Source organism: Pullulanibacillus camelliae (assembly GCF_014642655.1).
GTDB lineage: Bacteria > Bacillota > Bacilli > Bacillales > Sporolactobacillaceae > Pullulanibacillus > Pullulanibacillus camelliae.
Genome location: NZ_BMIR01000008.1, coordinates 31,801 through 57,627, shown reverse-complemented (window position 1 = coordinate 57,627; position 25,827 = coordinate 31,801). Strand labels below are relative to the sequence as shown.

The 25,827-nt window shown below is 41.5% G+C and carries 25 protein-coding genes and 2 pseudogenes; 5 read left to right on the top strand and 22 right to left on the bottom strand.

The window, feature by feature from the left end:
* Positions 1 to 315: 315 nt before the first annotated feature.
* The 3 genes from IEW82_RS09700 to IEW82_RS09690 form a co-directional block, all read right to left on the bottom strand.
* Positions 316 to 924: an RsfA family transcriptional regulator gene (locus IEW82_RS09700; protein ID WP_188692983.1), complete on the bottom strand. Its 609-nt coding sequence runs from the start codon at positions 922 to 924 to the stop codon at positions 316 to 318.
* 415 nt (positions 925 to 1,339) lie between these two features.
* The gene (rpmF, locus tag IEW82_RS09695) at positions 1,340 to 1,513 is read right to left on the bottom strand and encodes a 50S ribosomal protein L32 (protein WP_188692980.1); all 174 of its coding nucleotides are present in this window, start codon (positions 1,511 to 1,513) and stop codon (positions 1,340 to 1,342) included.
* Between the two features lie 24 nt (positions 1,514 to 1,537).
* Positions 1,538 to 2,053, bottom strand: a complete 516-nt coding sequence (locus IEW82_RS09690; RefSeq protein ID WP_188692978.1) for a YceD family protein — start codon at positions 2,051 to 2,053, stop codon at positions 1,538 to 1,540.
* 211 nt (positions 2,054 to 2,264) lie between these two features.
* On the opposite strand from IEW82_RS09690, the gene IEW82_RS09685 reads away from it, so the two are divergent.
* Positions 2,265 to 3,497: a nucleotidyltransferase gene (locus tag IEW82_RS09685; protein WP_188692975.1), complete on the top strand. Its 1,233-nt coding sequence runs from the start codon at positions 2,265 to 2,267 to the stop codon at positions 3,495 to 3,497.
* A gap of 215 nt (positions 3,498 to 3,712) precedes the next feature.
* Here the strand turns inward: IEW82_RS09685 and IEW82_RS09680 are convergent, their stop codons facing one another.
* Both IEW82_RS09680 and IEW82_RS09675 read right to left on the bottom strand, forming a co-directional pair.
* Positions 3,713 to 4,756: a SepM family pheromone-processing serine protease gene (locus tag IEW82_RS09680; RefSeq protein ID WP_229672504.1), complete on the bottom strand. Its 1,044-nt coding sequence runs from the start codon at positions 4,754 to 4,756 to the stop codon at positions 3,713 to 3,715.
* The gene (locus tag IEW82_RS09675) at positions 4,757 to 5,548 is read right to left on the bottom strand and encodes a patatin-like phospholipase family protein (RefSeq protein ID WP_188692972.1); all 792 of its coding nucleotides are present in this window, start codon (positions 5,546 to 5,548) and stop codon (positions 4,757 to 4,759) included.
* 141 nt (positions 5,549 to 5,689) lie between these two features.
* On the opposite strand from IEW82_RS09675, the gene spoVV reads away from it, so the two are divergent.
* Entirely contained in the window at positions 5,690 to 6,934 is a 1,245-nt protein-coding gene (spoVV, locus tag IEW82_RS09670; protein ID WP_188692969.1) for a dipicolinic acid transporter SpoVV, read from the top strand.
* 7 nt (positions 6,935 to 6,941) lie between these two features.
* On the opposite strand, the gene coaD is transcribed toward spoVV, so the two are convergent.
* Positions 6,942 to 7,424, bottom strand: coding sequence for a pantetheine-phosphate adenylyltransferase (coaD, locus tag IEW82_RS09665; protein ID WP_188692966.1), 483 nt, complete (start codon positions 7,422 to 7,424; stop codon positions 6,942 to 6,944).
* A 9-nt stretch (positions 7,425 to 7,433) separates the two neighbouring features.
* Positions 7,434 to 8,003 (bottom strand): 16S rRNA (guanine(966)-N(2))-methyltransferase RsmD, encoded by a 570-nt coding sequence (rsmD, locus tag IEW82_RS09660; RefSeq protein WP_188692962.1) that lies wholly within the window; start codon positions 8,001 to 8,003, stop codon positions 7,434 to 7,436.
* A gap of 68 nt (positions 8,004 to 8,071) precedes the next feature.
* On the opposite strand from rsmD, the gene IEW82_RS09655 reads away from it, so the two are divergent.
* Positions 8,072 to 8,353, top strand: coding sequence for a hypothetical protein (locus tag IEW82_RS09655; RefSeq protein ID WP_188692960.1), 282 nt, complete (start codon positions 8,072 to 8,074; stop codon positions 8,351 to 8,353).
* A gap of 218 nt (positions 8,354 to 8,571) precedes the next feature.
* On the opposite strand, the gene IEW82_RS09650 is transcribed toward IEW82_RS09655, so the two are convergent.
* From IEW82_RS09650 to IEW82_RS09625, 7 genes and pseudogenes are all read right to left on the bottom strand, one after another.
* The gene (locus IEW82_RS09650) at positions 8,572 to 8,847 is read right to left on the bottom strand and encodes a YlbG family protein (RefSeq protein ID WP_188692957.1); all 276 of its coding nucleotides are present in this window, start codon (positions 8,845 to 8,847) and stop codon (positions 8,572 to 8,574) included.
* A gap of 185 nt (positions 8,848 to 9,032) precedes the next feature.
* Positions 9,033 to 9,470 carry a YlbF/YmcA family competence regulator gene (locus IEW82_RS09645; RefSeq protein ID WP_188692954.1) on the bottom strand — a complete coding sequence of 146 codons (438 nt, stop codon included), beginning with the start codon at positions 9,468 to 9,470 and terminating at the stop codon, positions 9,033 to 9,035.
* Between the two features lie 459 nt (positions 9,471 to 9,929).
* Positions 9,930 to 10,145: pseudogene (locus tag IEW82_RS09640) on the bottom strand (transposase); the annotation flags it as partial.
* Positions 10,141 to 10,308: pseudogene (locus IEW82_RS20415) on the bottom strand (IS1380 family transposase); the annotation flags it as partial. The pseudogenes IEW82_RS09640 and IEW82_RS20415, both read right to left, overlap by 5 nt.
* Before the next feature lie 228 nt (positions 10,309 to 10,536).
* A complete protein-coding gene (locus IEW82_RS09635) occupies positions 10,537 to 10,791 on the bottom strand; it encodes a YlbE-like family protein (RefSeq protein WP_188692949.1) in 255 nt (84 codons plus the stop codon).
* A gap of 5 nt (positions 10,792 to 10,796) precedes the next feature.
* Positions 10,797 to 11,231, bottom strand: coding sequence for a spore coat protein YlbD (ylbD, locus tag IEW82_RS09630; protein ID WP_188692946.1), 435 nt, complete (start codon positions 11,229 to 11,231; stop codon positions 10,797 to 10,799).
* A gap of 113 nt (positions 11,232 to 11,344) precedes the next feature.
* On the bottom strand, positions 11,345 to 12,382 hold the full coding sequence (locus tag IEW82_RS09625; protein WP_188692942.1) for a CAP domain-containing protein: 1,038 nt from the start codon (positions 12,380 to 12,382) through the stop codon (positions 11,345 to 11,347).
* A gap of 300 nt (positions 12,383 to 12,682) precedes the next feature.
* Here IEW82_RS09625 and IEW82_RS09620 point away from each other — a divergent pair, with 300 nt between their 5' ends.
* Positions 12,683 to 13,045, top strand: coding sequence for a YugN family protein (locus IEW82_RS09620; RefSeq protein WP_188692939.1), 363 nt, complete (start codon positions 12,683 to 12,685; stop codon positions 13,043 to 13,045).
* A 128-nt stretch (positions 13,046 to 13,173) separates the two neighbouring features.
* Here IEW82_RS09620 and IEW82_RS09615 read toward each other — a convergent pair whose 3' ends face one another.
* The 6 genes from IEW82_RS09615 to cyoE all read right to left on the bottom strand — a co-directional run bounded on the left by IEW82_RS09615 (position 13,174) and on the right by cyoE (position 19,376).
* Positions 13,174 to 13,680: a GNAT family N-acetyltransferase gene (locus IEW82_RS09615; RefSeq protein WP_188692936.1), complete on the bottom strand. Its 507-nt coding sequence runs from the start codon at positions 13,678 to 13,680 to the stop codon at positions 13,174 to 13,176.
* A 728-nt stretch (positions 13,681 to 14,408) separates the two neighbouring features.
* Positions 14,409 to 14,735 (bottom strand): cytochrome C oxidase subunit IV family protein, encoded by a 327-nt coding sequence (locus IEW82_RS09610; protein WP_188692933.1) that lies wholly within the window; start codon positions 14,733 to 14,735, stop codon positions 14,409 to 14,411.
* 5 nt (positions 14,736 to 14,740) lie between these two features.
* A complete protein-coding gene (locus tag IEW82_RS09605; RefSeq protein WP_188692929.1) occupies positions 14,741 to 15,361 on the bottom strand; it encodes a cytochrome (ubi)quinol oxidase subunit III in 621 nt (206 codons plus the stop codon).
* Position 15,362: 1 nt separating this feature from the next.
* Complete coding sequence (locus IEW82_RS09600) at positions 15,363 to 17,195, bottom strand: cbb3-type cytochrome c oxidase subunit I (RefSeq protein ID WP_188693350.1); 1,833 nt, start codon at positions 17,193 to 17,195, stop codon at positions 15,363 to 15,365.
* A gap of 93 nt (positions 17,196 to 17,288) precedes the next feature.
* Entirely contained in the window at positions 17,289 to 18,323 is a 1,035-nt protein-coding gene (coxB, locus tag IEW82_RS09595) for a cytochrome c oxidase subunit II (protein WP_188692925.1), read from the bottom strand.
* A gap of 114 nt (positions 18,324 to 18,437) precedes the next feature.
* Positions 18,438 to 19,376 (bottom strand): heme o synthase, encoded by a 939-nt coding sequence (gene cyoE / locus IEW82_RS09590; RefSeq protein ID WP_188692922.1) that lies wholly within the window; start codon positions 19,374 to 19,376, stop codon positions 18,438 to 18,440.
* A gap of 330 nt (positions 19,377 to 19,706) precedes the next feature.
* Here cyoE and IEW82_RS09585 point away from each other — a divergent pair, with 330 nt between their 5' ends.
* Positions 19,707 to 20,603 (top strand): COX15/CtaA family protein, encoded by an 897-nt coding sequence (locus IEW82_RS09585; RefSeq protein WP_188692918.1) that lies wholly within the window; start codon positions 19,707 to 19,709, stop codon positions 20,601 to 20,603.
* 184 nt (positions 20,604 to 20,787) lie between these two features.
* Here the strand turns inward: IEW82_RS09585 and pyc are convergent, their stop codons facing one another.
* On the bottom strand, positions 20,788 to 24,237 hold the full coding sequence (gene pyc, locus IEW82_RS09580; protein WP_188692915.1) for a pyruvate carboxylase: 3,450 nt from the start codon (positions 24,235 to 24,237) through the stop codon (positions 20,788 to 20,790).
* Positions 24,237 to 25,376: a putative lipid II flippase FtsW gene (ftsW, locus tag IEW82_RS09575; protein ID WP_188692911.1), complete on the bottom strand. Its 1,140-nt coding sequence runs from the start codon at positions 25,374 to 25,376 to the stop codon at positions 24,237 to 24,239. Before ftsW ends, pyc begins: the two co-directional genes overlap by 1 nt.
* Positions 25,377 to 25,827 lie beyond the last annotated feature (451 nt).

Sequence of the window (25,827 nt, the reverse complement as noted above, 5' to 3'; positions counted from 1 at the left end):
CGGCCTATCATCGCTAAGCACTTCTGGGTTGCACCATTTTGGCACTCCTGATATGATTTTTTCAACACATACACTAGGGGTTTCGCCAAGATCCAGAGGGTGAAAGTGAGTGCCCGACCTACTAAGGTTTTCCGCAAAGTTATGCATTCTGTAATGGAAACGACACTGTCATATCTGATGGTAATCAGACTTTTATACTTATTGAATGAAAAAAGTGGTACCCACTATTTTTAGCGAGTACCACTTTTAATTTACCGGGTATTGACTCAACCTCTTTCAAGTTTACAAAATAAAATTCAACCAGTGCTACAAGATTTAACTCCCATCGCTTTGATCTCTTGTCACCTTTAAAATACTTTGCTCTCCCCAAGAGATGCCTGAGAGCTGTCTCGCTTTATCCATGAAAGACAGCAGTGTTTGATATTCCTTTTCTATGGATGAATAATCTGCTTGTAATTGCTTATATTGTTTTTGCAGTCGCTGGTGCTCTTGCTCTAAGTCCACGAGCTGTCTTTTCAACACGTCATTTTCAGATTTAAGTTGCTGACCTTGTAGATCAGAATCCTGCACGCTTTCAAGATATGAAATAATGGATGAAAGTGTTATAGGCTGCGCTTCTCGCGTTGATACCAAACGGTGCGGTGAAGCGTGGTCTTCATGGTTGTTCACCTTTTTCTGCTCACTCTTGCGCTGCTTATTCATCGCTTTTCTTTGCTGTTTTGCAAGAATAATCGCTGACTCATATTGCTTTCTCACCAACGAATTCCATCTAAAACCACAAGCTGCTGACGTTCGTGATAATTTCTTCCCTACCTCTTCAAAAGAGGCAAGCTGTGTGCTCCCTTCTCTTATATGTCTCAAAACAGTTTCAGCTAATAATAAGTCCTCTTCTTCAGTCCAAGCATCTTGTCGAATCGTAGACATACTACCCCTCCACTTTTTTTACTGTTTACTAATACTATGCTTTTAGTAGGATAGATAGACTTATTATTCTAGTATTAATTTTTAGTGGAAGAGATCTTTTGCTGATATGACACCTCTAATTGGTTTAAAAAAGACAGATGAAATTCCGGGTGAAAGCATGTCCGGTTCTTGTCTAGCTATAAGACATCATCAGATATGGAAGAGGCTTCATTCCCTGACCAAGTGGATTAGAGCGCAAGACGCTCTGACTCCAGCGGGAAGTGGGAGATCGTTAAGACCTTAGCAGTGCGAAGGCGCGAGGAGGCTTACCACTCCCCCACGGAAATCCGCACCGTCCTGATGACCCAAAATTTTAGACTTCTTTATTATTTAAAAAAGCAAGGGGATATCCCCTTGCTTTTCAATCAGGTCATGATTATTTTTCAACAACTTCTCTACCCTTGTATTGTCCGCATTCAGGACATACACGGTGACTTAATTTGTATTCACCACAGTTATCACATTGAACCATACCTGGTACAGTCAATTTGAAATGGGTACGACGTTTATTTTTACGCGTTGTCGATGTTTTTCTTTTTGGTACTGCCATTCTTCCCACCTCCTTGAATAAACTTCACTCATCAAAAAGCTGTTTTAACTTTTCTAGCCGAGGATCAATCTGATTACGCTTGGTTTCCTCTGTAACCAATTCCCAGCCATTTCCTTTAAGATGCGGCGTTTCCTTTACCTTATCACTCACAACCCGTATCGGTTTCTGTGCAAGTATCTCATCAGCAATATACGGTTTGAGGTCGATGGTCTGATCCTCCACATCGTGCACCTCTTCCCCATCCATATCCTCCTCCGCAAGCTGCGGATTAAGACGAAAGGTCTCAGAAGTATGGGCGTGAAAAGGATAAAGTACGTCATCAAGCGTGATCGAACAAGGCAAGGTCAACACACCTTCAATGGTTATGTAGAAAGTGATGGCCTCCCGTTTTATACTCGCTAAACCAGTTACCTTCACTGGTGAAACATCACGTACTTCAGGATCTCTTTCCTTTAATTCATCGATAGAGATGGTCTCATTGATCTCTAAATTATCTTCTTTGTGCTTCATTAACTCAGGTATCGACCATTTTAAAACCATTTTTATACCACCTCAAAGCAACAAGTGTAATTATAATTATAGTTGGGATAAATGTCAATATGCACACCTTTACACAGTCATGTTAAAAGCCTATTCTATAAGTAACCGTAGAGGAAATTCATTTTTGACAGGTTAGCTTGCCGATTATGACTTAAAATTAATATCCCATAGTCTTAGTGCTTTAATACTTCATTAGTCACTGGAGGTCGCCATGAATATCGCAGGTGTTATCGTTGAATACAATCCCTTCCACAATGGGCATCATTATCATTTAGAGGCCACAAGAAAGCAGACAGAAGCAGACCTCGTTGTCGCTGTCATGAGTGGGCCGTTTTTACAACGGGGCGAACCAGCCTTACTATCAAAATGGGAGCGAACCAAATTGGCACTCCAAGCAGGCATTGATATCGTGATCGAATTGCCTTATCCCTACGCTACACAGCGTGCCGAGGTTTTTGCTTGGGGAGCAGTGTCTTTACTTCATGCAATCGGTACTACACATCTGTGCTTCGGGAGTGAAGCCGGAACAATCGAACCCTTTTTGAAAACCATCGAGCATTTCGCATTTCGAAAGGAAGATTACAACACGCTTTTAAAAAAGTATATGGCTGAGGGCAATAGCTATCCTAAAGCTACCGCTCTTGCTTATAAAGCTCTGGGCCTTATTGAAGAAGGTCTGCTCGATCTTTCAAAGCCTAATAATATTCTCGGTTATCACTATGTGCAAGCTGTACAAAAATTGCAGAGCCCACTTCGGGTTGAAACGATCAAACGCGTGCAAGCCGGTTATCATGATGCAGATATCACTGACGCGCATATTGCAAGTGCAACAGCTATACGAAAGGCTTTATTTGAATATTCTAAGGAAGCGCCGTCCCTCAAACAACTCACCCCATGGTTTACCGCTGCGGCATTAGAACAAGCGCAACAATTTAAACAGCTCAGGCGTTGGGAGGATTATTTCTCTTATCTAAAATATCGTTTATTAACAGAACCTAAGGAAAAGCTCAACAGCTATTATGAGGCCGAAGAAGGCTTGGAGAATCGCTTTAGTCATGTCATTCAACATGCGCACAGTTTTTCAGACTTTATGACAGCAGTTAAAACAAAAAGGTATACTTGGACGCGCATTCAACGCTTGTGTACACACATGCTAACCGGAACAACGAAAGCAGAAATGGAAGCGGCCAATCAGCTCGCCTTTCCCCAATATTTACGGCTTCTTGGCATGAGTCAACAAGGGCAGCGCTACCTTAATCAATGTAAAAAGCAATTGTCTATCCCTCTTGTCACGAAAATCAGTGACATTGATTCTCAAGATCTTATTGTCGATCATCGTGCCGCCGAATGCTACCAGCTTGTTGATCAAAATAATGGAGAAATACCTAGAGAATATCAAAGAACCCCCATAAGATATGATGCAGAAAAAAAATGTTTCATATAAGATAAATCGAGAGGAAATCCGCACCGTCCTCATGACCATAAATGTTATAATTTCTTTTCTTTCTTAAAAAACTTGACTACCGCCAAGCCTCAGGTGGCGATAGTCAAAGCCCGACTTATGCTATCTTCCTTTGAGAGCATCAGCGAAGTTATACATTCTGGTAGTATAAAGAAGAAGCAGGTACGACTTGAATCGTCGCCCTGCTTTTTCTGTGTTTATTTTTTTGCTTTAAGTGTTTTTAAAAAGTTGATCGCATCTTGAAAGGTGCTGATGGGAACGATTTTCATATCCGTGCCAATATCCTTAGCAGCGGCAATTGCATCCTGATCTTCATGATCAGCCGTTGGGGCAAAAAAGTAGTCTGCGCCCGCTTTGTCTGCAGCAACAATTTTCTGTTTTATGCCGCCAATCGGTCCTACTTTACCGTCCGTAAAGATTTCCCCAGTCCCACATATATCATACCCTTTTGTCATATCCGTTGGTGTTAATTGATTGTAAATTTCTAAAGACATCATTAGACCAGCCGAAGGACCACCTATCCCCTTCGTATTAATATGTACCTCAGGGTCAATGCTAACGCTCATATCATCGCCCTGTAAAATACCCAGTCCAACCTTCTTATCTTGATTGGCATCTAGCCATTCCTTTGGAAATTTAGCAATTTTCGTTGTGACATTAAGTACCTTTTTGCCACGCTTCACACGCAGGTCGACAGAGTCACCTAACTTCTTGTTTTTAAGTACTTTAGCTAGGTCATCCATATCATGAATGGGTTGCCCATCGGCTCCCGTGATAAGATCCTTGACTTTTAATACCTTTGAGACAGGCATTTTTGAGTTCACATTCACTACTAATACACCATTCTGATGAAGCACAGGGTGTCTGTCTGCCGCTTTATAGGCCACATATGTCGCCTTGATTTGTGACTCATTCATATAATTGAGCTGCCGAACTTCCATCTCTTCATTGCTCTCATCTGGAAGCTTGACCTGTTGCGCTTTGACAACCTGTGTATATTTATTAAAATCATATTTTGCTTTCAAATATTGAAAGACGTTGGCCTTGCCTTCGAGAATAGTGACTAATCGCAGGGTTCCTTTTTGTGGGTAGGCATCCTCGACTTTTATCATGGGTGACAATGCATCAGCTGTTCCCGGTTGAGTAATGAAATAAGGCAGCCGGATCACATTCATTAATATGCCAACAACAAGAATAATAACAACAATTGAATAGATTATTTTGCCGCGTTTTTTACGCAATCATGAGCGCTCCTTCCCATCCTTGATGAGCCTTTTAATATCCGGCAAATGCTGCCGAGCGGACTCTTCACCAATCTTAATAATATTTTCCATAGAAGCCAAAGCTCGAGTCGACCCGAGATACTGACCAACAGGCGGCTTGATCACAATTTGTGCAGAGGATTCCTGTAGAGTCACAATTTGTTGCTGCATAATATCAATGCTGTTCATAATGACATCATAGATGGAACGCACATCAGTTCGTCCATAATAGCTTGATACATCAACAGCGATCGTCACATCTGCTCCCATCTCCTTTACTACTGTAACGGGCACACGATCAATCACCCCACCATCAACCAGCACTTGCTTCCCTCTTTTCACAGGGGCAAATATACCTGGGATAGAAATGCTCGCTCTTACTGCCTCATATAAATAACCCGATTTAAATATCACCCGCTGCCCAGAAATTAAATCTGTTGCCACAATTGAGACAGGTATATGACAGTCTTCAAACCGCTTATTATGGGTCAAAGCCTTGATCAATTCTGTAACCTTGTCCCCAGAGACCAATCCAAGCTTCGTCAAGCTAAAATCCAGAAAATGCTGACGCTTAAACGTCGTTGCCATCTTGTACATGGTTCTCCAGTCATGACCGATGCCAAACAAAGCACAGGCGAGAGCCCCCATGCTTGAACCCGCCAAATAGTCAATCTCAATCTCCGCTTCCGTTAAAACTTTTAACACGCCAATATGAGCAAACCCTTTTGCACCTCCAGACCCTAGTGCTAATCCAATTTTAGGCTTCGCCATGCTTTTCCCTCCGAGCAATTGGTCTAAACTCGTCCGACATGCGTATATTTGGACTAGTAGGTCTTTTTTGTCTCTCATATATTTTATGCAAAATGCTTGCTGTCCATGAGCCAATGGAGCCGGGAAAGGAGAAATACAGAATTGAGTCGAACAAGATTAAAGACATATGTCATTGCGCTCTTTGCATTATTTATCGCCGGAACGATCATCGCCTTTCCAAAAATTTCTGTTGAGGCCTCACTTTCAGGTCTAAAGATGTGGTGGAATATTGTCTTTCCATCTCTTTTACCCTTTTTTATTGTTGCAGAACTTTTAATTGGATTCGGTGTGGTCACATTTATCGGCGCATTACTTGAACCGATCATGCGCCCTGTTTTTAAAGTTCCTGGCGTGGGCGGCTTTGTTCTTGTTATGGGAATGGCCTCTGGATTTCCAGCGGGTGCCAAAATGACCGCTCGCTTATATGAAGAAAAGAAACTCTCCAAAATTGAAGCTGAACGCCTCGCTGGGTTCACCAATTTTTCCAATCCCTTATTTTTGTTTGGAGCGATTGCCATCGGATTTTTTAAAAAACCCGAGTTAGGTATTGTACTGGCACTTTCGCATTATATTGGCAACCTGCTTGTGGGTCTGTGCATGCGTTTTTACAAAGGAAATGAAGCCCTTAGATCAAAAGAAAAAGATCAAAGACGTTCGTTTATATTCTCCCCAAAAAATATCATTAGAGCCTTTGACGCGATGCATCAAGAGCGCATTAAACAAAAAAAGCCTTTTGGTAAAATGCTAGGGGATGCTGTGCAATCTTCCGTCTCCACTTTACTGATGGTCGGTGGTTTTATTATTTTATTTTCTGTCTTTAATCGCATTTTAGATGCCATCAATGCCACAGAGCTGATCGCATCTTTTTTCAAACTGATTTTAAGCAGTCTACATATGTCCCCCAAACTGGGGACTGCCCTTGTTCCAGGACTATTCGAAATCACAGTTGGGGCCAATAGAGTGAGTCAAGTGGATGCACCGCTTTTGCAACAGGTCATGCTGGTTGCTTTTATTTTAGGCTTTGGCGGCTTTTCTATCCAAGCCCAAGTGACAAGCATTTTAAGTGACGTCCGATTGAGTGTCAAGCCATTCTTTGTCGGACGGCTACTGCAGGGCATTTTTTCAGCGATCATCGTAATCTTCTTATTTCGCATTTTTGCGATTCATTCCGACGAACCAAAAAAGGAGACCCTTTTGAATACCTTAGCTCCAATAAAAGAGAGCTACAGTCAACTGCAGCTACACAGCACCGAGTATCTGCAATTTGGATCACTGATTACTCTCATCACTCTTATTACGTATATCTTGCTTAAATGGATGTCTAAAATTCACCATTATTCAAATTAAATGCTAACTACTCAATAAACTTTTGCTTAAGTGCTGCCTCTACTTCAGGCGGCACAAGATCTGTTACCTTGCCATGGTATTTGGCGATTTCTTTCACAATGCTTGAGCTTAAAAAAGAGTATTCACTACTGGTCATCATGAAAAACGTTTCAATGCTATCATCGAGCTTTTTGTTCATGGATGTAATTTGCAACTCAAACTCAAAGTCTGAGACCGCCCGTAGGCCTCTTAATACCGCATTAACCTGGCGCTCTCTGGCATAGTCAATCATTAACCCTTGAAAATAGTCGACTTCCACGTTGGCTAAGTGCTTCGTTGTTTCTTTGAGTAGATTTACCCGCTCTTCTATAGAAAACAACGGACTTTTTGAAGAATTATGTAAAACAGCTACAATAATGCGATCAAACACTTTTGACCCACGTTTTATGATATCTAAATGACCTAACGTTACAGGATCGAAACTTCCTGGATATAAAGCAATGCCTGGCATGCTCCCACCTCACGATTCTTCTACATAATGGTAATAAATACTTAGTGCTGTTTGTTCATGAGCGGTTTGAAACTTCCAACGTCGAATGGAGGATGACAGCCTCTCTTCCAATTGACTTGTTCTAGGATGCTCAATAATCAGATACCCTTTGGGCTGTAACAGATCTAGAGAAAGGATTTTTTCAATGTCCTTTTCAATACGTCCCGCAGCATAAGGAGGATCAAGAAATATTAAAGAAAAGGTTTCATGGCGTTTTCCCAATAGGTTTAAAGCGCGTCCAGCATCATTTCGATAAACCTCAGCCTGGTTTTGTAAATGGCAACGCTCTAGATTTTCTTGAATGGTTTGGACTGCAGGCATGTATCGGTCAATAAAAATCGCTTGATTTGCCCCACGGCTTAATGCTTCGATACCCAATCCCCCACTTCCACCATAGAGATCAAGCACCTTGCCACCCTCAAAATAAGGACCGATCATATTGAATAACGTTTCCTTTACCTTATCGGTTGTCGGTCGCGTATTTTTTCCTGGCACCGCTTTTAAACTGGTCCCTTTACAATCACCCGAAATGACTCTCATGCACTCTCACCTTGATCCATTGAATTTACGTTCCTATCCTACCATAAATTTAGAGGAAGACAAATGTTATGAAAGAAATTACATTCTTATGTATAGAGTCCCTGGCTTCCGTTCATAATAAAAATAACAACATCACCACTCATGATGTTGTTTCCAACCGCGGAGACTTACGTTTCCCCATAAGTTTTTCCGCCGGTTTCTCCTCTCCCATTGTCTTGGCATACAAAGTATGTATGGGACACCCGCAGGCACTCATACCTGCGGGTCTTTTTTTATACTATCAGAAGATAACTTCGCTGACGCACATAAAGGAAGAGAATATAAGGCGGACTTTGCCTTTCGCCACCTGAGGCTTGCAGACACCCTAAGTGTGTGATTTGCAAAAATCACATCAGGAGTACCAGCGAAGTGGTGCAAGCCAAGTCTTCTAATACGATCAGAAATTTATAAGTACCGTACAGAGTGAAAGCTGTTGCTTGTCACTTCAGATGCTCGCTTTCCACGGACACGGCCTTCGGCGCACAGAGGCCGATGGAGATCTTGTCTCTATCTCCACCATTTATAAACCTTATAATGATGGAGATGCACTTTCAGTTGGGTTCGTATTTTCAGTCTTCTTTTTATAATGTGTGGGAACCTCTTGTAAAAGCGAAGGATCAATTCTTCGCGTAAACCGTTGTTTTTGCAGACGCCGCATGATATTTTCACTATTGTCTTCATCACAATAAAGCACAGCGTATTTCATTTTTTTTGATACATAATGAATGTTCCCATACTTTCTTAGCGCTTTAACATGCTTTAAGTGATAAAGCCAAACAATCATCCCTACCCGCCCAGTCATCATGACTTAATCTCCTATCTTTTTTGTAAATTTCTAGTGCAAGTCTACCATGTCTATTATAAAATAGGCAAGCGCCTTCTTCTTTAGCATTCACCCTCGAACCTGCCTCTATCACCTGTTCTTTTATTATACAAAAAGGACTCCCACCACTAGGATGGTAGCCCTTATGTTGTTTATCATGCCGCAGCCTAATGACAGCTGCAAGCACCGCCGCTCCCGCAGCCTCCGCCACAGCCTCTATCAAAAAACGGATCGCCCGTTGGGACTTTAATGGATGGAGAAACAGCTTGTGCCAATGATTGACTGATGGCATTGAGCAACTTCTCAAAATCATCCTCCGCTTTTTTATAGGCAACTATGGTATCATTTAAGTCTAACTCCCGCTTGATCTCCATCATCGCCGTAATCACCGTCTTATAATCAGGATGATATTTACCAAAGCGCTGCACTTCATCATAACGCTCACGCAATTTGGTAAAGCGATTGATCAAAGCAAGGGCCTCTTTATCTTGGGCAAGCTGCCGTTTGCACTGACGATAATGCTCCATGGCCTCAGAATCTGCCAACATGTCTACAATACCATCCGCTTGGTCCAGCAGCTTGATGTGTTCCATCGTTGCAATCATTTCAGAACACCTCCACCCCTATTGTAACATGAAAGCATATAATTTCCATGTGTAAGCACTAAAAAAGGAATAACACTTCAAAGATAAGCTTCATCCTGATTTATTCATACTTCGGGAGAAAACGAGATCTGGGATCAAAGCTAAATTTTCCATGCCACTTTTATGGAAATTATGTTGGAATTGTCTCCGATTTAGGAATTAAAACGGTCACTCTCCACAAAATGACCTGTTTTTGGGCATACTGCTCCCTTAGGGCCTAAAATAATTTTAAAAAGGTCTTCTAAAGATTTGTAGGTTATTAGCCTTCTGAAGTTTAGGCATGGTATTGGCAGGTGATTTCCGCTCCTGGCACTCGCTTTCCACGGGCACGGCCTCAGCCTCCTCCCTCGCAAAAGACGCTCAGTGCGGGGTCTTCGGACGCGTGCTGTTCCCGTAGGAGTCTCCCGCCTTCCGCTCCAATCACTCGAGTTTTAATGCTTGAATGCGCTGCAGTATGTCCCAAAAAAACGTTTGATACACGAAACTGGAAGAACATTTGAAGTAAAAAGATCGCCCGGATTTCACTAATTTACTAGCGACTTTAATGATCTTTGTCCGTATCGTTTGAATCTGCATATTCTTTCGTCTTTGATATATCGGATGGCATCGAGTTAGGGTGTAGCTCTTTTGCGAGACTTTGTAAAATGACGTTGAATTTCAATCGAATGATGTAAAACACCGAATTTAACTGCAGATGCTGAATCAGAGTTTGTGAAAAACCAATTTTTTCGTCAAATTCTCGGAATATGAACTCACCTGTATCGGAAGAAAGGACTCCTCTATCATTTAACAATTTCATTTGGCGATTGAAATCAAGCGTGATTTACGGTAAAGGAGCCATTATAAGAAGCCTTTCTGATGGTTATTTCTTCGTCGTTTTAACCTTATCAGAAACGGATTCTTTTTTCATTTAGTTGATGCGTTGAAATTCAGAATAAATCACTTGATAGATAAGCCTTTTTACTGTGTTTTGGCACCTTCTATGAATAATCTAGGTTCATATTCATTATACAAATAAAGAAGCCAATCATTCTTCTTTGGCTTCTTCAGACTGTTCCAACGCTGTTGACATTTGAATAAACATATTGATCATGGTTAAATAGTCACCCAGACGCTCTACTCGCTTACTTAAAGACTTTCCAAAGTAATCATCTGAAGCTGATTTAATCACATTGATCTTTTCTGGGTAGCGAGAAAGCTCTTGGTACCACTTAGGATTTTGATGAATGTACTCCCATAATCTAGGTTCATGATCTAAATAAGCAATCACTTCTGGTCTCATCGGGATTAATCCCTCCTAAAATAAGGGGATGGATTAAACGCGTTGTTGGTATTCTGACCACCATTTGTCATATTATAAAAAGGGTAAGCTTGTTGCTCTGTTTGAGAAGATTGCGGTTGAAATTGCACAATTAAATCTTGGATGTTCGTCAAAACTCCATTAAAAGAATTTAAGTGTTCTTGCATCTCATTGGCATCAATATTGCTAATGAAGTCTAACACGCGCATGATCTCATTAGCCCCCTTAGGCTTTTTGCGCGGCTCGTCTTCCGTCGTAATGCCATATTGCTTCCAAACCTCATGGTGTTCACCAAACAACACATATTCATCAAAAATATCCTGCCAAGATCGCTTTTGTTCTCTAACTGCTTTGATAAGTTCAGGGTGTTTTTTTACAAATGCTTTAAAAGCATTAACCGATTCACTCTTTTTCCCCACCATTGGTAAATCACCTTTGCTTTGTATTAATGGCTCTAACATATTATAGGCAAAACCGCTTAAGAGTGTGCATCTATTTTCCCATAATATTGTTAGGCGCCTGCTGACCAATCACTCTATGGGGATTGAATAAAATCCTGAGTATAATATTTTTTATAGACACCAACGCCGAGCTCCGTAAACCGCTTATCCAATAAATTTTTTCGGTGTCCTTCGCTGTTAATCCATCCTATGACGGCACTGATACCATCGGTGTAATTCCATGCGATATTTTCACCAGCCACACGAAAGTCAACACCCTGTTTCTGGAGCCGATCGCTTAAGCTACCCTGCCATTTAGAATCATGCGAAAAGTAATCTTTATCGTTCATTTCCTTACTATGAAGATAAGCAGCTTGACTAGCTGGATCATTTAATTCTACTGGCTTGAGCTGATGATTCATTCTAAATATATTTGTCATATCAAGAATCTCTTGTTCTTCTGCTTGATCAATGTTTTGCCATTCCTGCTCAGAAGGCTCTGGAGGATTATCTAAATGCCCTCGATACACAATCGTATAAGGCTTTTGTTTGATCAATAAATCACTCGTCCAATAACGCACGCCAACTAGTTTGTTTGTGAAATGATCAAAATACAGTTGAACCCAATGATTACCAAATTTGATCAGAGGTTTAACCATCAATTCATCTTCCTCAAACTCAAATTCTACTTTTGCTTGCTTATACGTCAGTGTCAAACTATCATTAAGCGTTACCTTCTTATAGATATCTGAGGCATCCTCTCCCATTTTAAAGGGTGCGGTCGGCAGGTCTTTTCCTAAGGCAAACACCGTTACAACCTTGTTATTTTCCATCCCGATCTGAAGATACTTTTGAGTGCCCCGACCATAGATCCACCACTGGTAACCATAAGCAGTAGGATCAATGCGTTCTGGTTCACCGAATTGATTCATCACTGATTTTTCCGTTTGACCAATTAATGTATGCAGCCCTTTCTTCGGCACTTTAAACGCCGTCGGTTTCTTGTATTCAATCTTCGATTCTGTTGAAGGACTTGAGCTATCTTGTTTAGAAAAATCAAACATGAATGTGACAAGAAAAACGATGATGGCAATAATTAATATGAGTACATTAGATTTACGCAGTGCAGTCAACCTCCGTTTGTCGCGCTTATGCTTACTTATACGTCAAGACCCTTTTATTTCCTCTGTATCAGTCATTTCAATAAAGGACATGGAAATAAACGCTATCCTTTTCTTTTAGTGTAACATTATTCTTGACAAGCGCTCAAAAGAATTTGCTTAATTAACATTTAACAATACTTTACCTACCCTTCATTTTGGACAGCATTTTGAGAAATAATCATTTTTCATAAAATTATTGCAATCATTGCATTTCAATAATGTTCGTACTATTATAAAATAGAGGTTATCGGTTAAGAAGGAGGGTCCATCATGCGTTTTGAAGAAACGGCAATTGAGAATCACGTCATTCCGTTTCCACTTCTTGAACAAATCATGAATAGTGTCGGAATGGTGAGAGGCGGACATTGGGATTACGAACGTGTCACCTATGATTTTAAATTTGAAAATAGGACAGATGGCAGTGTGTATTATTTTCGGATTCCCGGGATCGCAGTTGAAGGTGAAATTGAGAGCCGAAGCGGTGTAGTTAAACTTTTAGTCCCTTATGTCGGACGTCATTACTATCCCCATGGCGTTGAATACAACGAAACCTTTCCTGATTACGTCATCAATAAATGTAAAGAAAAAATCAACCAGCTCGAAGAAGCTTTAACGACCTATATTAAAGCATAGCTTACAAATTAAAGCGCCTTCACTATCATTAGCGATTAAAAGGAGGCCCTCAGCATCCGTTTGCTGAGGCCTCCCTATTTTTTTAAGATATAGAGTTATTATTCCTAAAAATAAAGAAACTGCTTCATCTATTCTGTTGATATCATCTTGCTCATATAAAACTCATCCATAAAGGACTCCTCTAATTTGATCGCTTTACGACGAATTCCTTCTACATTAAAACCAGAGCGACTATATAGCCATAAAGCGCGTTTATTCTGAGCCATCACTGTCAACTCTAGTCGGTGTACACCACTTTCCTTAGCTTTCTTTTCTGCCGCCGCAAGCAGCTTTCTGCCTAACCCTTTCCCTTGATATGCTGACAAAATGCCAATCACAATTGCCGCTCGATGGCTAATTCTTTTTAATCCATTACCAATGACCATAACAAAACCGACAAGGGTTTCCCCATCCTCTGCAACAATAAGATGTTTGGATGTATCCTCAACAATGGATTGCAACGCCTCTTTTTGCTCATCAATTGTTAATTGTCTTTCTCCGGGTTCATAGAGCATAAAGGTCGATTCGCGATCCAGCGTTTGACTCAATTGTAAAAATTGAGCGGCATCACTGACTTCAACTGCTCTGATTCTCATCAGTATTCCCCCTCTTCTCAATTCACAGGGTCCTCATCCTGAGAATTGTCCTAAAAATATGGTGTATGAAACCATTCTATTAATAAAAACAACGGAATATCAATGAGAAATAAAAAGAGCGATCGGTGGCAACAATCAAAGCGGGAATGTTGCGCTCTTCTAAAAAGGACACTCAAAATGTTTATACGTTCTTCTTATTATTAGAAAACTTGGCTTGCACCGCTTCGCTGGTACTCCCTGATGTGATTTTTGCAAATCACACACTTAGGGTGCCCGCAAGCCTCAGGTGGCGGAAGGCAAAGCCCGCCTTATACTCTCTTCCTTTATGAGCGTCAGCGAAGTTATACATTCTGATAGTATAAGAAAAACCGGGCGAAAAGCATGCCCGGTCCTTGTCCTTAGTATAGAGCATCAGCCAATATGAAAGAGGCTTCATTGTCTGATCAAGTGGATGGGAGCGCAAGGCGCGAGACTCGGAACCCTCTAAAATCGTGTGTTCCTCGGGCGCCGCTGACGCATGGTGCAGAGACTAGACTCCTGCGGAAAGTGGGAGATCAGTAAGACCTTAGCAGGCGAAGGCGCGAGGAGGCTTACCACTCCCCCGCAGAAAGCGAGCGGCCTGGAGCGAAAATCCGCACCGGCCTCATGATCAGAAATTTTATACTTTCTGATCTTTTAAAAAAGGATGCCCAAAAAGTTAACCTTTTGGGACACCCTCACTGATTGCCTTACGAAATCCAAACAATAGATACAAAGCTAATGACTGTCAAGAAGGCCACCGCTGCACCACTATATAGAAACAATGTCGGAAATCCATGATCCTGTTCCTTCATATGCATGAAGTAATATAACTGGAAGACCACTTGCACGACAGCCATCGTAACGATAAAAACAGCAATGAGATAATCATTGATACTGTCGCGCAGCATCACTGCGACAAACGCTAGGACAGTAAACAAAATCATAAGCACAAAAGATACAAAATAGTGGATAAGCTCTTGGCGCTTTTTTTGCTTTTCCAAATAACTATTGATATCGGATTGGTTTAAAGCCATTTGTTTTAGCCCCCCAAAATACCGAGTAGATAAACAACAGTAAAAATGAACACCCAAACCACATCAATAAAGTGCCAATATAGGGCAGCAATATAATATTTCGGTGCCGTTACTGTTGTGATCCCTTTTTTATAAGAAGCAATCATAAGCGTTGAAATCCAAAGGATACCAAAAAACACGTGACTTCCATGAGTCCCAACTAGTGTGTAGAAAGAGGAGGAAAAAGCACTCGTCTTATAACCCAGTCCCTCTTTCACGTAATCAGTAAACTCATAGATCTCCAGACCAAGAAAGCAAAGTCCTAAAAGCACGGTTACCCAAAACCAGAACTGCATCATTCTTAGCTTATATTCCTTTAAAGCCAAAATTGCAAAGACACTGGTTAAACTGCTGACGAGCAAGATCATTGTTGACAAAAACGTAACTTTCATGCTAAAGAGCTCGTGACCCGCTGGACCATTACCGACCTTGTCACGCAGCGCTAAAAATGTCGCAAATAGCGTGCCAAAGAGGACCGTTTCACCTCCGAGAAAAAACCAAAATCCAAGAAATTTATTTTTTCCTTCTAAGGTTGCTTTTTCTGGGTTCGGGAGTTTTTCGATGCTTAAATCATGTGATTGAGACATGCTACTCAGCCTCCCTTTCTGCTTCGATGATTTCATGCTTATGAATATGATAACCATGATCATCCTTCAAAGAGTGGATGAGCATCATCAGGAACAGCAAAGCAACGCCTATGCCCGCAAAAATCAACGAACCGGCATTTAGCGCGGTACCACTTTGATCCGCATAAATAAATCCAAAGCTCGCCACCGTTAGGGCCAGAGACATTAAAAACGGTAGAATTGATGACGAAGGCATATGAATATCTCCAAGTGGTTCGGCAGGCGTTACTTTATGACTGCCCTCCATCTTTGCCTTCCATAGTGGATCAATCCCTTTAACAAGCGGTGTTTGCGCAAAGTTATATTCAGGTGCTGGTGAAGGAATTGACCATTCTAAGGTCCGTCCAAAGCCCCAAGCATCCCCTTTAGCTTTTTTCCCATTTGCTGTGGTCATCACAATATTGATGAGTAAGAGGATAATCGCAATTGCCATGCCAATGGCCCCAAGACTGCTAATCATGTTTCCAGTGGCTAAGCCATCTCCTTTAAGATATGTGAAATAGCGGCGCGGCATCCCCATTAGTCCTAAGAAATGCTGCGGGAAAAACGTGACGTGAAAACCGAAAAAGAAAAACCAGAAGGTCACTTTTCCAAGCTTTTCATTTAAAAATTTTCCAAACATCTTTGGCCACCAATAAAACAGTCCCGCTAATAATCCGAAGACAACGCCACCGACAATAACATAGTGAAAGTGAGCAACAACAAAATAGCTGTCGTGGTATTGAAAGTCGGCAGCTGGAACAGCTAACATAACGCCCGTTACACCACCCAGGACAAAGGTCGGTATAAAGCCAACTGCAAACAAGTTAGCTGTTGTATAATGCACCTGACCGCCCCACATTGTAAACATCCAGTTAAAAATTTTCATCCCGGTAGGTATAGCGATTGCCATCGTTGCAATGGCAAACAAGGAATTGGCCATTGGTCCTAAGCCAACTGTAAACATATGGTGAACCCATACCATAAAGGCCAAAAAGCCAATGAGCACAGTGGCAAATACCATTGATGTGTAACCAAATAATCGTTTTTTAGCAAAGGTCGGGACGACCTCAGAAATAACGCCAAACGCTGGTAAAATGAGAATGTAAACCTCAGGGTGTCCAAATATCCAAAAGATATGCTCCCAAATGACACCATTGCCGCCATTTACCGAATTGAAAAAATTTGCCCCAAACACTTTATCGAATAGTTCGAAAAATAAGCCAACAGTTAGGGCAGGAAAGGCAAAGAGAATCAGTGCTGATGTAATGAGCGCTGTCCACGTAAAGAGTGGCATGCGCATGAAGGTCATTCCTGGAGCTCTCATATTGATAATAGTGACTAAGAAGTTGATGCCCCCCATTAAAGTACCAGCACCAGCAACCTGTAAGCCCAGAATATAGAAATCCATGCCACTGCCCAAGAATTCCGTAGAGAGTGGTGCATAAGCTGTCCAGCCTCCGTCAGGAGCCCCACCTAAGAACCAGCTGACATTGAGAATTAAACCGCCGAGAAAAAACAGCCAAAAACCAAGGGCATTCAAAAATGGAAAAGCGACGTCCCTTGCCCCGATTTGTAATGGGACAACTGCATTTAACAACGCAAAAATCGCTGGCATAGCCGCCAAGAAAATCATCGTCGTGCCATGCATCGTCATGACTTGATTATACGTAGAGCCTACTAAAAAATCATTTTGAGGAACAGAAAGTTGAATCCGAATGAGTATGGCTTCAATCCCACCGATGAGGAAAAAGAGTCCCGCACCACAAAGATACAAGATGCCAATTTTCTTATGATCGACTGTCGTTAACCACATCCATAACCAGGGAAGAAAGCCTTGTTTTTCTTCTCTTACTGTTATCGCAGATGTTGTCACAGATGTATACCTCCCTTTTTAAGCCTATTGGCCTTACTGTTTAACAGATAGAGTGAACAAATAATCTGCAATTTGCTGTATTTGGTCTTTTGAAAGATTATTATTGGCACCGCGTTTTGGCATTGTAGCCCCTGGCTTCTCTGCCTGAGGATCCCAAATCCATTTTTCTAAATTCTTTTTGTTGTGATCTAAAAATCCAGCGATGTTTTGTCTATCTGCAAAGTTCGTTAGATTTGGAGCAATGCCAGCATCCTTATTGCCTACCGCATGGCAGCTCATACAATTGTTTTTGAAGAGCTCTTGGCCTTGCTTAGCGCTTACACTTGTCGGATCGCTTGGACCCGCTTTCATTTCAGAGACCCAGGACTTAAAGTCCGCTTTGCTAACCGCTTTCACATTAAAGTACATCAAAGCATGGGAAGCGCCGCAGAGCTCTGCACACCGTCCACTATAGGTACCTTCCTTATCAGCCTCAAGCTTGAGCTGCGTTGTTTGACCAGGATTGACATCGACCTTACCGCCTAAGGCTGGTACCCAAAAAGCATGGGTCGTATCTTTTGAGGTCAATTTGAAAATAACATCTTGTCCTTTTGGAATGACAACTTCTTCACCAGTAACAATCTTTTGATCAGGATACTCGAATTCCCACCAAAACTGATTGGCTGTCACATTAATGACTAAAGCATCCTTTTTGACACTCTTTGAAGTCGTGTCTGAAACTGAAAATGTTTTTGCAACAGTTGGTACGGCTAAAATAGCTAAAAGAATGATCGGAATAACTGTCCAAATCACCTCAAGCACAGCGCTACCTTCCACCTGTCTAGGTATGTATTCCTCTTGATTTTTACGTTTACGGAATTTAATGACGACATAGGTGAAAATAATACCAACAACCAAGACGACGATGACCATGATCGCAATGCTAAGTATCATCAGCTTTGCTTCTTCATGGGCTTCATCACCCATTGGCTTTAGAGCAGATACACCTTCTTTTCCGCAAGCCGATAGGAGTGCCATTAAAGCTACAAGAGGAAGGAAGCGCAATAAATGTTGCCATTTCTTCTTCATGACGTGACCCTCTCTTTCTTTATCGGTAGTGATAATATAATATAAAACAGTTGTCGCCACAAAAAAATATGAATAAGTTCTTTTTTTCTTGTTAACGACAACCGTTTAATAACGCTATTTAAAGAGCACAGAAATTATCATTACGACAAATAGTATGGTCATATAATTCAGAGAGAAGATAAACATGATGCGGGACCATTTTAATATATCCTTTGTAAAGAAGCCGGCGATACTAATGGCCAACCAGGCCACTCCTAGCACAACCGCTGCAATGATGTAGATGATACCTAATTCGTAGAGCATGAGCGAAGCTGGCAAGAGCATGATGACGTAAAAAATCATCTGTCTCTTTGTAATTTGGTTGCCTGCCACCACCGGCAGCATTGGAATACCTGCTTTACGGTATTCATCAACGCGCTTTAACGCCAATGCTAAGAAGTGCGGAGGCTGCCACAAAAACATAAAGGTAAATAATAACCATGGTACCATACTCGATAGACTTGGATCTATAGCTGCCCAACCGATCATCGGTGGCACAGCGCCTGAAACCCCACCAATTACTGTGTTAATGGAGTGTGTTCTCTTTAACCACATCGTATAAACAACCACATAGACAAATAGACCAATGAGACCTAATACCGCTGAAACTTTTGAACCCATGAATAATAGGATAGTTCCTAAAGCGGACATAATGATTCCGCCCCACAGCACTTGACTTGGATGTAAGCTTCCTGTTGCTGAAGGCCGATCTTTTGTCCTTTCCATCAGTTGATCAATATCTCTATCAATGTAATTATTCAAGCAACAGCCACCAGCGATGACAAGCGCAGCCCCTGCTAAAACTAATACTATCTTTATTATATTATCAAAAAATAATTGATCTGTAAGCTTTAAGGCCAACCAAATTCCTGTAAATGTTGTAATGAGGTTAGAATAGACAATACCTGTCTTACAAACCCCGATGAATTCCTTAAACGTTCCTGATTTTTTTTCTGATATGGCTTGCGAATCTATAACATGCGTTGAATCATATGAGCCCAACGGTTTTGACATTTGGGTCGCATCCTTTCTAAATCAAAACGCGTTTTTCATCAAAACGCGAGTCCCTCTTAATTCTTATTATAATCAATCGTTCTGTTCATTTTAAACCAAAGAAACAAATGAAAAAAACATAAGAATTGTTTCTTTGTGTTCACAAATTGGAGATTTATAGAAGTTCTTTTGTGTTAGGATAAATGATGTAAAAAACAACTCAACCTTATTTCATTATATACGAAGACAAAGGCTTTGTATACTTTGCATGAAATTGACACGAAATCGACAAATTTAAAGGAAACATGTACAATTTGTATTAACGAGTTTCTCTACTGAGAAGGTGAATGTATGGACCGTATCTTGCGTTATTTAGGAATCTTTACCTCATTTGGTATGCTCCTTGTTGTCATCATGGGAGCTGTTGTCACAAATACCGGCTCAGCATTAGGCTGTGGCCATCACTGGCCATTGTGCTATGGCCAAGTCGTTCCGGACACAAGCAATAAGGAAACCTTTATCGAGGTCAGTCACAGAGCTGTTTCAGCAATCTTTGGACTTTCTATCGTTGTTTTAAGTGTTTGGGCATGGATTCGTTGCTCCAAAGTAAGAGGCATTAAATTTTTAGCCATCTGCTCTGTATTCTTTGTTGTCTTGCAAGGATTATTAGGTGCAGCAGCGGTAATTTGGGATCAATCCTCCTTCATTTTAGCCTTGCATTTTGGTATTTCACTCATTTCATTTGCGAGTGTTGTGCTATTGACTGTGATTTTATATGAAGCGACTGGAGCAACCAAAGAAATAAGCCCCGCTACCGGAAAAGGGGTGCTCTGGAATCAGGTGCTCTTAATCATCTATACTTATCTCGTTGTTTATAGTGGTGCGTTTGTAAGACACACAGATTCTGCGCTTGGTTGTCGGGACTTCCCATTATGTAACGGAGACGTCATCCCTGACTTGTATAGCAGAGCAGGTATTCAATTTGGACATAGGGTATTAGCAGGCATTCTAGCCTTGTGGATTATTATTTCTTTCATCCACGCTCTCTTAAAATATAAGAATGAAAAATGGTTGGTCTGGGGCACATTCATTGCCTTTCTATCGGTACTTTGTCAGGCAGCCAGCGGTATCATGGTTGTTTTAACTCGCCTGGACTTAACCTTTTTACTGTTTCATTCCTTTTTTATTACCTGTCTCTTCGGCATCTTATCCTTCATGACGATGATTGCCTTGCGGCGAAACCATTAAGTAAAGGCTGTCCCAAAGGTCAAACTTTTGCGGGCAGCCTCTGTTTTTAGAAATAAAGGCTATTCTTTGAATGAGAACAACAAAGCGCGCCCCGCTTGCATGCAGGACGCGCCTTTTCTTTTATGTTATTACCTTTTTAATCACATCAGAAGTACCAAGTGAAGTGATAAAAACCATGATTTCTTTATATATTCCGAAGCTCTAAGAGTAAATCACCGGTTTGTATTGCTTCATTTTCTTTAACAAAAATATCTTCAATAACACCATCAAACGGAGCTTGTAAGGTGGTTTCCATTTTCATTGCTTCCGTAATGATGAGATGATCGCCCTTCTTCACTTTCTCGCCTTTTTCCACCAATAATTTGATCACTGTTCCAGGCATTGAAGCGCCGATCTCAGATGGGTTCTGCTTATCAGCCTTGCGACGAACAGTTCCAGTCACTTCAATTGTTTTATCCTGAATGATCACCTCACGCGGCTGACCATTTAATTCAAAATAAACTGTACGCGTTCCGTCTTTTTGTGGCTGTCCTACCGACACCAGCTTAACAATCAAGGTTTTCCCTTGTTCGATTTCAATAGAAACCTCTTCACCAAGTCTAAGGCCATAGAAAAACGTTGGAGTATCAAGCACACTGACTTTGCCATATTGTTCAACAATCTGCTGGTATTCAGTGAATACTTTTGGATATAAAGCGTAAGCAAGAATATCCTGTTTTGAAGGGCTTTTTCCAAATCGTTCTTCCAGTGTTGCTTTAAGCTCATCAAAATCAACGGGTTCCAAGCGTTCGCCAGGACGATCAGTGATCGGCTTTCTCCCTTTTAAAATAATGCGTTGCAATTCTTTTGGAAAGCCTTGATAAGGCTGACCAAGTGTCCCTTGGAAAAAGGAAATCACGGAGTCTGGAAAATCGATGGATTCTCCCTTCTCATAAATGTCATCCTCGGTAAGGTCATTTTGCACCATAAACAATGCCATATCGCCCACCACTTTTGATGAAGGGGTTACTTTAACGATATCACCAAACATCTGATTCACCCGGGCATACATTTCTTTGACTTCTTCCCAACGCTCAGCCAATCCTACACCTGCTGCTTGCTGCTGCAAATTGGAATACTGTCCACCAGGCATTTCATACTTATATACTTCTGAATTTGGCGCTTTAAGACCACTTTCAAAAGGTTCATAATAGCTGCGCACGCTCTCCCAATAATTACTGAAGGCATCCAAAGCATCAATGTTCGATCGCAAGGGGCGCTTATTTCCCTCTAATCCGTAATAAAGCGTATTGGCACTTGGCTGTGATGTCATTCCACTCATTGAAGCAACAGCCGTATCCACGATATCCACACCCGCTTCAACAGCTTTAATATAGCTTGCGACACCATTGCCACTTGTATCATGCATATGCAGATGGATAGGCAAATTCACTGCAGCCTTCAATTCACTTACTAAAGCATAAGCTGCTTCTGGTTTTAGAAGGCCGGCCATATCCTTGATTGCTATGATATGCGCACCAGCTTTTTCAAGCTCTTTCGCCATATTTTTATAATAGGCAAGATCGTATTTCGTCCGTGTCTTGCTTAAAATATCACCCGTATAACAGATCGCTGCTTCCGCGATCCTTCCTGTTTCACGCACAGCATCGATGGCTAAAGTCATCCCTTTTATCCAGTTTAAACTATCAAAAATTCGGAAGACATCAATACCTGCTGCCGCTGACTCTTTGACAAAGGCTTTGATAAGATTATCTGGATAATTGGTGTACCCCACAGCATTAGCGCCTCGCAAAAGCATTTGAAAGAGTACGTTAGGAATCTTTTCTCGCAATAGGGCTAGGCGCTCCCAAGGATCTTCTTTTAAAAAGCGGTAGGCGGTATCGAATGTTGCTCCTCCCCACATTTCTAAAGAAAAGGCATCAGGCAACAACCGCGAGACCGAATCGGAGATTTTTAATAAGTCATGGGTCCGCATCCGGGTAGCCAGCAAACTTTGATGGGCATCGCGGAAGGTCGTATCCGTGAGCAAGACATCCTTTTGCTCTTTAATCCATTTGACCAGTCCTTCAGCCCCCTCTCGCTCTAAAATTTGTTTCGTACCATCAGGAATAGGATGGGAAAGCTTAACTTCTGGAACCTTCGGCGTATCAAAAGCCGGCTTTTTCGTCTTCTTAATACCTGGAAAGCCATTGATCGTTGTATTAGCGATGTAAGTTAGCATCTTTGTTCCCCGGTTTTGGCTCTCTGGAAAGACAAAAAGCTCAGGTGTAGCATCGATAAATGTTGTATCTACTGAACCTTCTACAAAACTTGGATGTGTCACAACATTTTCTAGAAAGGCAATATTCGTTTTGATTCCTCTGATTCTAAACTCTTTAAGATTTCTCACCATTTTGGCTGCAGCCGCTTCAAATGTAAGCGCCCATGTCGATACTTTAACGAGCAAAGAATCATAGTGAGGAGTGATGACAGCCCCTTGATAGCCATTACCAGCATCCAGACGGACCCCAAAGCCGCCACCTGTTCTATACGCCATGATTTTACCTGTATCAGGCATGAATTGATTAGCGGGGTCTTCAGTAGTCACACGGCATTGAATAGCATAACCATTGGCGCGCACAGCTTCTTGTTTTGGAAGAGAGAGTGGCGCCTCAAATAAATCATGTCCTTCAGCGATCAAAATTTGTGTCTGAACAATGTCCACACCCGTGATTAACTCGGTAATAGTGTGCTCGACTTGCACTCGCGGATTGACCTCAATGAAATAAAACTGCTCATCAGGTGTCACTAGGAACTCAACGGTACCGGCATTGAGATAATTGACATTAGCCATCAATTTGACAGCCGCCTCATGCATGCCTTCGCGGAGCTTGTCAGACAAGTGACGACTCGGAGCGATTTCAACAACCTTTTGGTGTCGTCTTTGTACTGAACAGTCCCTCTCAAGCAAATGAAGTGTGTGTCCATGGCTATCGGCAATGATTTGCACCTCAATGTGACGAGGACTCTCTAAGTACTTTTCTACATAGATATCATCTTGCCCAAAGGTGGCTTTGGCTTCTGATTTCGCTCGTTCATAGGCATCCTTTAATCCTTGCTTGCTTCTCACGATTCTCATGCCGCGCCCACCGCCGCCAAGCACCGCCTTGATCATGATTGGAAAGCCGTATGCTTCAGCAAACGCCTGAGCTTCCTCAATCGATTGGATAGGGCCATCGCTTCCGGGAACTACTGGAATACCGGCTGTTACTGCCGCATCTCTGGCCTTAGCTTTATCACCAAATGTAATCAAATGCTCCATTTTTGGACCAATAAAAATAATACCTTCTTCATCACAACGCTTGCAAAATTCTGCATTTTCAGATAAAAAACCGTAACCTGGATGGATCGCATCCACATCATTGGCTTTGGCGATCTCGATAATCCCCTCAATATCTAGATAGGCATCAATGGGCTTCTTTCCTTTTCCAACAAGGTATGCCTCATCCGCTTTATATCGATGATAAGAGCCTGAATCCTCAGCAGAATAAATAGCAACTGTACGAATATTCAGCTCCGTACAGGCTCTAAAAATTCTGATGGCAATTTCTCCGCGATTGGCAACGAGTACTTTATTTATTGTTCTATTTTTCATTATGCAGCCTCCTCTTTATTTGCTTGTTCTTTCATGCGGATAACTCCTGATATATTGACCAATATACCTACTGAAAATAACAACATGACGAGCGATGAGCCTCCATAGCTGATAAACGGAAGAGTCACCCCCGTGATGGGAAGCAAACCAGAAACAACACCTAAATTAATGAAGGTCTGTATGCCGATAAAACTAGCAATCCCAATGGCTAATAAACTACCAAATACATCTCGGCAGCGCATGCCAATCAAAATGCTCTTAATCACTATATACGCTATACAAATGATCACAAAAAGTACACCGAAAACGCCTAATTCTTCAGCAACGATCGCCATGATAAAATCAGTGTGCGGTTCAGGTAGAAAGCCTGATTTTTCAACGCTATCCCCGAGTCCTTTCCCTGTCAAGCCCCCTGAAGCAATCGCTATGTAAGAATTAATCAACTGCCAGCCACCATTTTCTCGAATATTTTTATCAAATGGATGGTAGGCACTCGTAAAACGGCTCGCTTGCTCACTTGATAGCGAAAAAGTGAAAATAATAGAAAGGGCAATAGCAGCAAACACCATCAGCGTGATAATATGTTTCATTCGAATCCCTGAGCATAAAATCATCATGATAGAAATCCCGGCAATAATCATCGCGCTCCCCAAATCGGGCTGAACAGCAATGAGCAAAAAGACAAGGGAAATCATAATCAGCGGTGGTAAAACACTCGACTTAAATTCTGAAATATACGCTTGTTTATTAGAGAAAACCGATGCCAAATAAACAATGACAGAAAGCTTGGCAATCTCAGCAGGCTGGATTTGAATCGGCCCGATTTTAAACCAAGATTGTGCGTTATTGATGTCAGTTCCTATCAATAAAACGAGCACTAATAGAATTAAAGTGATAATAATAATCGGTTTTACAAAAGCTTTATACATTTTATATGGGATAATCGAACCAACAATAAGCGCACAGAACGCCACAAGTGCCCAAAATAACTGCTTTAAGAAAATATAATCTGCTGCATGTCCTGATGTTGTAGCTACAATCATGCTTGAACTGTAAACCATAATCAGCCCAAACCCTGTTAATAATAAAGAGACAATGATTATACTATAATCAAAATGTCGAATTAATTTACGCACCATGACTCGTTCATCCTATCCCCTCGTTACATGACTTTCTTGAAACACTTCACCTAAAAGAGCTAAATCACCTTATAGTCTTCGACTATCGATCCAACCTAACGTCTATTATATTAGAAAACTTGACAATCGCCAAGCGAAAGTCAAAGTTACACTTATACAATCTCCCTCTGAGAACTCCGGTGAAGCTATAAATTCTGATCGTATAAGAAGTCCCGGGCAAAGTACGTCCGACTCTTGTCTGGGCATAGCACATCATCAGATATGGAAACAGGATTCATTGCCAGGTCAAGTGGTTTGGAGTGCAAGGCGCAGGAGATTCGCAACACTCTAACATCGTGTATTCTCGAGCGCCGCTGACTCACAATGCGATACTAAAGTCCTGTGCGAAATCGATAAGCCCCCGCAGCACGCAGTGCGAGGAGGCTTCCCTCTCCCCCGCAAAAAGCAAACA